A 9,522-nucleotide genomic window follows, 5' to 3' on the forward strand; every position below is an offset into this window, starting at 1 on the left:
CCAGGCAGGCGCAGTAGCTGGCGCAGGCAGATCTGCGGAGCCGGCCTGAACGGCCGGCCGGTTTTTTTGTGGCCCCCAGAAGACGGGGTGGGCGGTGCTCCCGTATAGCCCCGAACCGGCGAGCCGCAACCGCGAGCCGTCAAATTTCGAAATGACATTAGCGCCCGGCTCGCGGTCCTCCGCTGACGCTCCGGCCTTACAGGTGCAGCCCGCCTCTGCGTTCGGGGCTGTCCGGTCGCTCTTCGCCGCCCACCCCGCCTTCCGGGGGCAGGACGCGGAAGAAAGAAGAGAGGAGCGGAGAGTGCCATGTCGAACCATTCACTACGGGAACGCGCGGAGAGGCCCAAGGCAACGCCTAAGGCAAGCCTTTACGAGGAGATCACGGGGCGGATCATCGCCGATCTGGAAAGCGGCACCTTTCCTTGGGCGCAGCCCTGGGGCGCTGGTCCGGCAAACGCCGCGCTCGGAATGCCGCGCAATGCGGCAACGGGCAAATCCTATTCCGGGATCAACGTGTTGATCCTCTGGGACCGGCTGTTCGATCAGGGTTTCGCTTCGCAAAACTGGCTTACCTTTCGTCAAGCCCTCGGCCTTGGCGGCTCGGTGCGCAAGGGCGAACACGGCATCAGCGTCTGTTACGCCGATAAGTTCATTCCCAAGAGCAATCGAGGCAAGGAGACCGGCGGTGAGGTGGCCGCCTCAAACCAGAGCGAACAGGGCGGCGAGGGCGAGGCGGTACCGTTCCTGCGGCGCTACACCGTCTTTAACGTCGCGCAATGCGATAATCTGCCGGACCATTGCCTTGGTTGTGCGCCCGCACTGCCGGAACGCCAGATCGTACCGCAGGCCGAGGCGCTCGCGCGAGCGACACTCGCCGATATCCGCACCGGCGGCGCGCATGCCTTTTATCGGCCGTCGGAAGACGCGGTCCACATTCCACCGCAGCCGGCGTTCTTCGATCAGATCAACTACTACCGGACCCTGTTTCATGAGCTCGGGCATTGGACCGGACATGCCAAAAGGCTGAACCGCGATCTCACAGGCAGCTTCGGATCGAAGCTCTATGCCAGCGAGGAGCTTGTCGCCGAAATCACGGCTGCCTTTGTTTGCGCGGCGCTGTCGATCCAGCCGACCGTCCGGCATGCCGATTATCTCGGTAACTGGCTGAGCGTCCTGCGTTCAGATAATCGCGCCATCTTTCGTGCCGCGAGCAAGGCCTCGAAAGCCGCCGATTTCCTGCTCGCCTTTCATAAGCCCGAGCCGGACTTGGCGCGAGACAGCGAGGCGGTGCGGTGATCCGCGCCGCCGGATCGATAGCGCCGAAGCCCGCCAGGAGCCGGAAACCGCAAACGGTGCACGTACCTTTCGCGACGCGGCCTTGGTCGCGCCAGCCGCTTGCCATCGAACAACGCAACAGCTCAGCGGCGAAACAGCGTGCACCTGCACCGCCCCCCAAACTCACTCGAAATCGGGTCCGGAACAGCGCTCCGGCCCGCCAAGCGGGATCGAGGCCGCCCGCAATCAACCGAGCCTGTTCTGAAAGCAGAAGGAGAACCACCCATGGACTTGCAACATATCGCATTGAGCGATCTCAAAGTCGCAGCCGTCAATGTACGACACAACCGCAAACCGCCCGACCTGTCCGATATCCTGCCATCGATCCGTGCGCGCGGCGTGTTGCAGCCGCTACTCGTGCGTCCCAACGGCAAGGGTTACGAGATCGTCGCCGGACGGCGGCGTTACTTCGCAGCCTCCAGGGTAGCAGAGGAACAGGGCGTAGCCGCCGACGAGGTTCTGCTCCCGTGTGCAATTACGGTCAAGGGCGACGATGCAGACGCCTTGGAAGCCTCTCTGATCGAGAATATCGCGCGTGCGCCGATGGACGAACTGGAGGAATATGAGGCCTTCGCCAGATTGCTCAAACAGGGGCGGGGTGCCGCCGATATCGCAAGGACGTTCGGCGTCACCGAACTCTACGTCAAACAGCGCCTCGCCCTCGCGGGCCTTCACGCAAAAATCAAGCAGGCCTACCGCGAAGGCCGCATCGAACCGGAAGACCTGCAGTTACTGACCGCAGCCACTAGAAACCAGCAGAAGGAATGGGTTGTCGCGTTTGAGCGGCAATCGAGCACTGACGATCAGGAAGAAGTGGAAGGCGCGCCGCGCGGCTTCCGGCTGAAGCAATAGCTGTTCGGCACCGGCCAGATCGCAACCACCGCCGCCCGGTTTGCGCTTGATGACTACAAGGGCGAAATCGTCAGCGACCTGTTCGGTGAGGTCAGCTATTTCGCGGACCGCGATGCCTTCTGGACGCTGCAGAATGCGGCAATCGCGCGGCTCCGGGATGAATTGGCCGAAAAAGGCTGGAGCGTGTCGGTGCTGGAGAAGGGCGAGCGGTTTTCCGTGTGGCAGCATGTCGAGGCTTTGTTGGAAGACGGCGGCAGGGCCTTTATCGAAATTCGGGAGACCGGCGAAGTCGAGGTCCATGAAGGCTATCTCGCCTGCGACGAGCGGCGCCCGCGCCGCAGCGACGGAGGTGGGGAAGCCGGTTCGGGCGAAGGCAAAGAGCCAGCCCCCAGAGCGGAACTCACCAAGGCCGCCGAGAACTATCTGGCGCTGCACCGGCACGCCATCGTGCGGGCCGAGTTGCTGGCCTAACCCGGCATCGCCCTGCGGCTTGCGGTCGCCCACATGATCGCAGGCTCCACGCTCTGGAGCGTGAAGGCCGATCCGCAGCGCGCCGACAAAGAAGCGATTGCCGCAACGGTCAAAACCTGCAAGGCGCAGGCCGCCTTCGCAGCCGAGCAACACGCCGTCCTGCAACTCCTCGACATCGAGGCGAGCTATCGCAGCACCGTCACGCGCGGCAATGGCGACCCCTACTGGGGCGCTTTGCTGTTCGCAAAGCTGCTGGCCATGCCGGACGACGCCGTGCTGCGGGTGCTGAGCCTCGTCATGGCCGAGACGCTGGCGGCAGGCTCCACGCTGGTGGAGGCTGCAGGCGTTGCCCTCAAGCCGGACGTGGCCGGGTGGTGGTCGGCTGACGATACCTTGCTCGACCTCGTCCGTGACCGCGCTGCCGTCAATGCCCTGGTGGGCGAGGTGGCGGGGCAGGCAGTCGCCGACGCCAATGTCTCGGAGACTGCCAAGGTGCAGAAGAAGATCCTGCACGACTGTTTGACGGGGGAGGGTCGTCCGCGAACGGAGGGCTGGGTGCCGCGCTACATGGCGTTTCCGCCTGGCCATTATGACCCGAACAAGACGCTCCAGATCGCAACGGATTGGGAGATCGTTAAGCCTTTGTTTACCGGGGGTTGACGCTAACGATTCGGGCGCGGAGGCCTGCTCCGCGCCCGAATTCGGGGTTAGCCGAATCGCAAAAGAGTCAATCGGCGGACGCGAAATGTGATCGGCACGGATCGAGGCGACTCACCCTATAGCTCGATGACGAACCGCGCCCCAAGGGCACACACCAGCGAGCCAGCCGATGCCGAACGCATACGATCCCGAGGCCAACAGTGAAGCGACCTTGAAGTCCTGGTGCCTGACCCACTGCGTGGTTGGGCTGTCGACATTGGGCTCGATGGCGGTGCTGCTGGTGCAGGTGGTGCCGCCGCTGATGTACGGCTTTCCTTAAGTCTTGATGTGCCGGCCGGTCAGTCGCTGATCTGACGCCGCGCGGCCATCGGGTGTCGCCGCCGATCATCTTTACAAAAAAAACCGGACCTTGATGCAGCGATCGGCTGCACCAAGGTCCGGCTTTTAGTGAATGCCACTGATCGTCGTCGACGAAACCACTATCGACCCGCTTGCGCTGGGCCGTCAGGCGGTAGCGACGATGTCAGGAAGCTAAAGAGACTCGGCTGAAGATACTTCTTCTTCTTCTTGGCGGTCTTTTTCTTCGCAGCCTTCTTTGCCTTCTTCGCTTTCTTGGCCATGTTGCCCTCCATGAATCCGAAACGATGGCGTGATCGCCATACGCAAGCCGGGAATCGGCATGCATAAAATAATTCTACACGACAATCGTAAAATAGATATGGCGCCATGCATCGTCGCGTCTTGCCACGCCTCTGCATCGAAGCGCGATTCCCTTCGATGCGGTATCGCCGAAACAAAACCGAGCGAGAGAACGGCCCCCGCGCTGATGGCGCGAGCGCCGGACTTGTCTTTGACGGATGCCGGATCACGGTGAAGAGGTTGTCTTCGTCCTGGCCCACGGCGCGAACAAAGGATTGGCAGTGCCTGCGCGGTCCGATCTCGGGAGCTGCGAGCGTCAGGCTCACAACGTCCTTGCCGCAGCTCTCGCTACGCCGATAGAGCCTGCTCCCGATCTCGATGCCTTGTGTCACGACCCTGAAGCCGGGATGGCCCGGCGCTGTTGCCGCGTTCAGGACGATATCGATGTCGGCCCGGATCGAGACGGTCTTGAACTGGCTGCAGCGTCGTGTCGTTGTGGCGGCCGATGCGCAAGGCCCGTCCCCCTGATGTCGGTGGCTCCGATCTCCTGCTCCTTGGCGTGACGACCTATGGGAATCGCCCCCCTGATGAAACCATCGCGGCCGCCTTTTTTCCCCGCCGGACCAAACGGCTCCGGCTCCTCGCGCACGCTTCGCTCCAAAAAAGGCGGCCACTCAGGTGCTCCGCTAAAGCTGCGCCCAAAGCCGGTTCATCGGTGTTGCGCTCCCCATAACGGTCTCGCCATCGCAGGGGATCGGCCCCTCGCGAACAACAGGAGGACAGACCATGACCGCAATCGGATACGTCACCAAGAACGACAACGGCAGCTACAAGGGCCAGCTCAAGATTGGACTGACCGGCATTGCCGCGTGTTCCACCGCCTGATGACGCGGCGCGCGCGGCTCTACACGGAGATGCTGACGACCGGCGCCATCATCCATGGCGACCGAATGCGGCTGCTCGGCTTTGATCAGAGCGAGCATCCGGTCGCGTTGCAGCTTGGCGGGTCCGATCCGCGCGATCTGGCAATGGCTGCGAAGATCGGCGAGGATTTCGGCTATGACGAGATCAACCTCAATGTCGGCTGCCCGTCCGACCGGGTAAAGGACGGCCGCTTCGGCGCCTGCCTGATGGCGGAGCCGGCGCTGGTTGCGGACGGCGTCGCGGCGATGAAGCGCGCGGTGAATATTCCCGTCACGGTGAAATGCCGAATCGGCATCGACGACCAGGATCCGGAAGTGGCGCTGGACGTGCTGGCGCGCGGCGTCGTTGCTGCGGGGGCCGATGCGCTGGTCGTGCACGCCCGCAAGGCCTGGCTCAACGGCTTGTCGCCGAAGGAGAACCGCGACATTCCGCCGCTCGATTACGACAGGGTCTATCGGCTGAAGGCGGCATTGCCGGACGTGCCCGTCATCATCAATGGCGGGATCGGCAGCCTCGCCGAGACGAAGGCGCATCTTGCCCATGTCGATGGCGTGATGCTGGGGCGGGCGGCCTATCAGGAGCCGTGGCGATTGCTCAATGTCGATCCGGAATTGTTCAGCGAGGCGGCGCCGCATGCGACCATGAAGGATGTGTTCGACGCGATGATGCCCTACATCGAAAACCAGCTCGGGCAGGGCACGCGGCTGCATTCGATGACGCGGCACTTCGTCGGCGCCTTTCACGGCGTGCCGGGGGCGCGTGCCTTCCGCCGCCATCTCGCCGAAAACGGCGTCAGGCAAGGCGCCGGCGCCAACGTATTGTGCGATGCGATTGCGCTGGTTGATATCAGCGCGGCGTCCTCGATCGCGGCGTGACGCCACACCATCTTCCACCGGCTCAGTTGCCGGTCCGACAGATATCGCCTTGACAGCGCAATCATCCCGTCCGTAACCTCAGCTCACAAAATCAAAAAAACATCAACCAAGGAGAAATTGCTGCCAAAAGGGAGGAGAGAATGCTCAGGTACACGTCTATCGTCGTGGCTGCTGCCCTCGGACTCGCCGCCACCTTTACGGAGCCAGCCCAGGCTCAGACCCCGGCTCCCAAGCCCCTGGTATTGAAGGGCCAATCGACCCATCCTGCATCTGCGAACTTCCACCTCATCTTCAAATTGTGGGCCGAGACAGTCGAAAAGATGTCGGGCGGTCGCCTCAAGATTGAAACGCTTCCCGCCGGCGCCATCGTTCCCCCGTTCGAAGTCTTCGACGCAACGTCGAAGAACGTTCTCGACGTCGGAATGGCGCCGTTCGGCTACATTCTCGGCCGCAACACCGCAACCATCCCGATGTCGCACGGTCCGCTGTTCGGCATGGACGGAAGCGACTACTGGGCCTGGTACTACGACGGCGGCGGCATGGCCCTGCTGGAAGAATTCTACCGCGACGTCCTCAAGCTCAACGTCGTGGGCTTCCCGATTCCGACCGACTATCCGCAAGGTATGGGTTGGTTCAAGAAAGAGATCAACAGCCTCGCCGACCTCAAGGGGATGAAGTATCGCATCTACGGCATCGGCGCGGAGACCTACGGCCGGCTTGGCGTGTCGGTCGTCACCATACCGGGCGGCGAGATCGTCCCGGCGATGGAGCGCGGCGTGATCGAAGGCGCCGAGTGGATCAACTGCGAGGAAGACAAGAAGCTCGGTCTGCACCAGGTTGCGAAGCACTACTACACCCCTGGCATGCACGAGCCCGTCACCGGCGGCCAGTTGATGATCAACGGCGATGTCTGGAAGAAGCTGACGCCGGATCTGCAGGAGATCATCAAGGTTGCCAGCGTCTACGCCACGACGCAGCGCAATTTCTCCTTCAACCGCGAGACCGCGCAGGCCTGCCAGGACCTCCTCAAGATGGGCGTCCAGTTGCATCGCACGCCGGATGATGTCTTGAAGAACTTCCTCGACGAGTGGGAGAAGATCCAGTCCGAGTACGCCGCCAAGAACCCGTTCTACAAGAAGGCGATGGACAGTCAGAAGGCCTACGCCGAGAAAATCGTCCCGTTCAAGCTTTCCTGGTTCCCGCCTTATAATTTCGCCGGCGAGTACTACTGGAAGGACAAGGTCTATCTGCAGAAGAAGTGATCCGCTTTCGCGCGCGCAACTGGCGTCATTGACAGGCGCCAGTTGCTTTCCAAGGGGATCATGATGTCGACTGACGGCGGAGCCTCGTATCCTGCTGGCGTGGGAAGTGAGTTTCCACACGCCTTCTACACGATCATTCGAGCCATTGACCGGTTCTCGGACGTCACCGGCAAACTCATCTCCCTGACGATGCTGTTCCTCGTGGTGACGATCACCTACGAGGTCGTGATGCGTTACGGGTTCAATGCCCCGACCGCCTGGGTTTACGAGTCGAGCTTCATGGCCAACGGCTCAGCCTTCATGCTCGCCTGCGGATACGCGCTCTACAAAGGCGCGCACGTTCGAACCGATATCTACTGGGAGAACTTTTCGGAACGCACCAAGGGGATCATCGACATGATCTCCTACATCCTGCTGTTCTACCCGGTCATGATCACCTTCATGGTGGTCAGCTACGACGCCGCATTGCATTCCTGGGACACCGGCGAGCGATCGCAGGAAAGCGTGTGGCGCGTGATCATGTGGCCGTTCCGGGCCACCATCCCGCTGGCGGCGGTCCTTCTCATGCTTCAGGGCGTCTCCGAAGTACTGAAGTGCTGGTATCAGATCCAGTTCGGGCGCGAGTTCGAGCACAAGGAAAAGATCGAGATATGACCGGACTCGAGCTGCTTGGCCTATTCATGCTGCTGGTGATGCTGGGGGCGATCTTCATCGGTCTGCCGATCAGCTTCACGCTTTTGTTTCTCGCGGGCGTGTTCGGCTACATCGGCATGGGGCCGCGGGTGCTCAGTCTCGCCTACCTGCAGACCATCGGCATCATGAAGCAGGACGAGCTGGTCGCGGTGCCCATGTTCATCCTGATGGGCTTCATCTGCGATCAGGCCGGGCTGATGGAACGACTGTTCAGGGCGTTCCGCGATCTGTTTGCGCCGTTGAAGGGCGCGCTTTACGTGGTCGTCATCGTTACCGCGACGCTGTTCGGCATCGCTGCCGGAACCGTGGGCGCGACGGTGGCGCTGCTCGGCATCATGGCCGGGCCGATGATGATCCGCTCTGGCTACGACGTGCGCATGTCGGCGGGCGCGATCGCGGCCGGCGGCACGCTGGGCATCCTGATTCCGCCGTCGGTGATGCTGGTCGTGATGGCACCAGTGCTCGACATTTCGATCATCGATTTGTACGCGGCCGCGTTCGGCCCGGGCTTCCTGCTGTCCGGCATGTTCATCGCCTACACGCTGATCCGCTGTCACTTCAATCCGAAGCTCGGTCCGCCGGTGCCGCTCGACGAGCGGCCGGAATCGATCAAGATCGTGCTGTGGGAGTGCCTGGTCGGCCTCGTTCCGGTGACGGTGCTGACCATCGTCACGCTGGGTGCGATCCTGGCCGGCATCACGACGGCCGCGGAGGCCGCGGCACTCGGCGCGCTCGGCGCCATCCTTCTGGTCATCCTCTACGGCAAATTCACGTGGAGCGGTTTGCTGCAGGCCTGCTACAGCACGATGGCGACCACCAGCATGGTGCTGCTGCTCGCCGTCGCTTCCAACGTGTTCGGTGCGGTGTTCGCATGGCTCGGCACCGCCAGCTGGATGACCAATGCCCTGCTGGCCTCGCCGCTGCCGGCTTGGGGCACCATGACGCTGCTGCTGACGCTGATATTCCTGCTCGGCTGGCCGTTCGAATGGCCGGCGATCGTGTTTATTTTTCTCCCCATGCTCGCGCCCGTGGCCAAGGGCCTCGGCTACGACATGGTGTGGTTCGGCTGCATCGTCGCGGTCGTGCTGCAGACGGCGTTCCTGTCTCCACCTGTCGCGATGTCGGCCTATTATCTCAAGCAGGTCGTGAGGGAATGGAATCTGCGGTTGATCTACCGCGGCATGGCGGACTTCATGGTCATCCAGGTTCTCTGCGTGGTCCTGGTGTTGATATTCCCCGCGATCGCGATGTGGTTTCCAGGCTGGCTGCAGGCACGCCGGGATGCCGAACGCAAGAAGGTGCAGATCGAATATGTGGTGCCCGCTAAAGTCGCGGCTTCCGTGCTCGGGCCGAATTGACCCGCGCCGAGTGACTTACTGCGAGCCGCCGCCTTACCACTGATAGCGGACGATGCCCTTGCCGGCGTAGCTGTCGGTGACGTCCGAGAACTCGCCCTCGAAGCTTGCCGCCACCGAGAAGCCGTTCAGCCATTTCGCTTCGGCGGACGCGCCCACGAGTGCACTGTTCCTGGCCTGCGCGGCGCCGTTGACGACGAAGGCAGAGGCGGGCAGCGTCTGGAAGATCGCGCTGACGCTGCGGTCGGTGTTGAAGTTGTGGGCCCAGGCGGCGCGGCCGCGCAGCGTGACCACGGCATCGGTGGCCGCGAAGGAGGTGTCCGCGCGAAGTCCGAGCTCGGTGCGCGGGGCGGTAACGTTCCGCTCGGCGTAGGACAAGGCGAACGTGTTGACGCCGGCGACAACCTGTTCGGTATAGTTGGGCAACCACAGCGTGGTGAACTGGCCCGCGGCGTA

The 9,522-nt window shown here is 62.5% G+C and carries 11 protein-coding genes and 1 pseudogene; 9 read left to right on the plus strand and 3 right to left on the minus strand.

Annotated elements, in window-relative coordinates; all coding sequences use genetic code 11:
• The first annotated feature begins 306 nt into the window (after window positions 1-306).
• The 5 genes from JQ558_RS35855 to JQ558_RS35875 all read left to right on the plus strand — a co-directional run bounded on the left by JQ558_RS35855 (window position 307) and on the right by JQ558_RS35875 (window position 3,637).
• Window positions 307-1,296, plus strand: coding sequence for an ArdC family protein (locus JQ558_RS35855; RefSeq protein ID WP_212210771.1), 990 nt, complete (start codon window positions 307-309; stop codon window positions 1,294-1,296).
• 264 nt (window positions 1,297-1,560) lie between these two features.
• Window positions 1,561-2,187 carry a ParB/RepB/Spo0J family partition protein gene (locus JQ558_RS35860; RefSeq protein ID WP_212210772.1) on the plus strand — a complete coding sequence of 209 codons (627 nt, stop codon included), beginning with the start codon at window positions 1,561-1,563 and terminating at the stop codon, window positions 2,185-2,187.
• Between the two features lie 162 nt (window positions 2,188-2,349).
• On the plus strand, window positions 2,350-2,658 hold the full coding sequence (locus JQ558_RS35865) for a hypothetical protein (RefSeq protein WP_212210773.1): 309 nt from the start codon (window positions 2,350-2,352) through the stop codon (window positions 2,656-2,658).
• A gap of 33 nt (window positions 2,659-2,691) precedes the next feature.
• Entirely contained in the window at window positions 2,692-3,318 is a 627-nt protein-coding gene (locus JQ558_RS35870) for a hypothetical protein (RefSeq protein WP_212210774.1), read from the plus strand.
• A 169-nt stretch (window positions 3,319-3,487) separates the two neighbouring features.
• Window positions 3,488-3,637 (plus strand): hypothetical protein, encoded by a 150-nt coding sequence (locus JQ558_RS35875; protein ID WP_212210775.1) that lies wholly within the window; start codon window positions 3,488-3,490, stop codon window positions 3,635-3,637.
• 160 nt (window positions 3,638-3,797) lie between these two features.
• Here the strand turns inward: JQ558_RS35875 and JQ558_RS35880 are convergent, their stop codons facing one another.
• Window positions 3,798-3,938 (minus strand): hypothetical protein, encoded by a 141-nt coding sequence (locus JQ558_RS35880; RefSeq protein WP_212296624.1) that lies wholly within the window; start codon window positions 3,936-3,938, stop codon window positions 3,798-3,800.
• 312 nt (window positions 3,939-4,250) lie between these two features.
• A pseudogene (locus tag JQ558_RS38225) lies at window positions 4,251-4,631 on the minus strand (DUF736 family protein); the annotation flags it as partial.
• Window positions 4,632-4,841: 210 nt separating this feature from the next.
• On the opposite strand from JQ558_RS38225, the gene dusA reads away from it, so the two are divergent.
• The 4 genes from dusA (at window position 4,842) to JQ558_RS35905 (ending at window position 9,069) form a co-directional block, all read left to right on the plus strand.
• Complete coding sequence (dusA, locus tag JQ558_RS35890; protein WP_249142785.1) at window positions 4,842-5,756, plus strand: tRNA dihydrouridine(20/20a) synthase DusA; 915 nt, start codon at window positions 4,842-4,844, stop codon at window positions 5,754-5,756.
• Window positions 5,757-5,896: 140 nt separating this feature from the next.
• Window positions 5,897-7,018: a TRAP transporter substrate-binding protein gene (locus tag JQ558_RS35895; protein ID WP_212210828.1), complete on the plus strand. Its 1,122-nt coding sequence runs from the start codon at window positions 5,897-5,899 to the stop codon at window positions 7,016-7,018.
• Between the two features lie 63 nt (window positions 7,019-7,081).
• Complete coding sequence (locus JQ558_RS35900) at window positions 7,082-7,672, plus strand: TRAP transporter small permease subunit (RefSeq protein ID WP_212296621.1); 591 nt, start codon at window positions 7,082-7,084, stop codon at window positions 7,670-7,672.
• Window positions 7,669-9,069 (plus strand): TRAP transporter large permease subunit, encoded by a 1,401-nt coding sequence (locus tag JQ558_RS35905; protein WP_212210830.1) that lies wholly within the window; start codon window positions 7,669-7,671, stop codon window positions 9,067-9,069. The genes JQ558_RS35900 and JQ558_RS35905 overlap by 4 nt, the downstream gene beginning before the upstream one ends.
• A 33-nt stretch (window positions 9,070-9,102) precedes the next feature.
• On the opposite strand, the gene JQ558_RS35910 is transcribed toward JQ558_RS35905, so the two are convergent.
• Window positions 9,103-9,522, minus strand: a 420-nt coding sequence (locus JQ558_RS35910; RefSeq protein WP_212296622.1) for an autotransporter outer membrane beta-barrel domain-containing protein, incomplete at its 5' end; no start/stop codon positions are given.

Source organism: Bradyrhizobium sp. AUGA SZCCT0160 (genome assembly GCF_018130105.1).
GTDB lineage: Bacteria > Pseudomonadota > Alphaproteobacteria > Rhizobiales > Xanthobacteraceae > Bradyrhizobium.

Bases quoted from the DNA above. Each gene is read 5' to 3' on its own strand.
- JQ558_RS35855 (WP_212210771.1), top strand. From the start codon at position 307: ATGTCGAACCATTCACTACGGGAACGCGCGGAGAGGCCCAAGGCAACG.
- JQ558_RS35860 (WP_212210772.1), top strand. From the start codon at position 1,561: ATGGACTTGCAACATATCGCATTGAGCGATCTCAAAGTCGCAGCCGTC.
- JQ558_RS35870 (WP_212210774.1), top strand. From the start codon at position 2,692: ATGATCGCAGGCTCCACGCTCTGGAGCGTGAAGGCCGATCCGCAGCGC.
- JQ558_RS35875 (WP_212210775.1), top strand. From the start codon at position 3,488: ATGCCGAACGCATACGATCCCGAGGCCAACAGTGAAGCGACCTTGAAG.
- JQ558_RS35880 (WP_212296624.1), bottom strand. From the start codon at position 3,938: ATGGCCAAGAAAGCGAAGAAGGCAAAGAAGGCTGCGAAGAAAAAGACC.
- dusA (WP_249142785.1), top strand. From the start codon at position 4,842: ATGACGCGGCGCGCGCGGCTCTACACGGAGATGCTGACGACCGGCGCC.
- JQ558_RS35895 (WP_212210828.1), top strand. From the start codon at position 5,897: ATGCTCAGGTACACGTCTATCGTCGTGGCTGCTGCCCTCGGACTCGCC.
- JQ558_RS35900 (WP_212296621.1), top strand. From the start codon at position 7,082: ATGTCGACTGACGGCGGAGCCTCGTATCCTGCTGGCGTGGGAAGTGAG.
- JQ558_RS35905 (WP_212210830.1), top strand. From the start codon at position 7,669: ATGACCGGACTCGAGCTGCTTGGCCTATTCATGCTGCTGGTGATGCTG.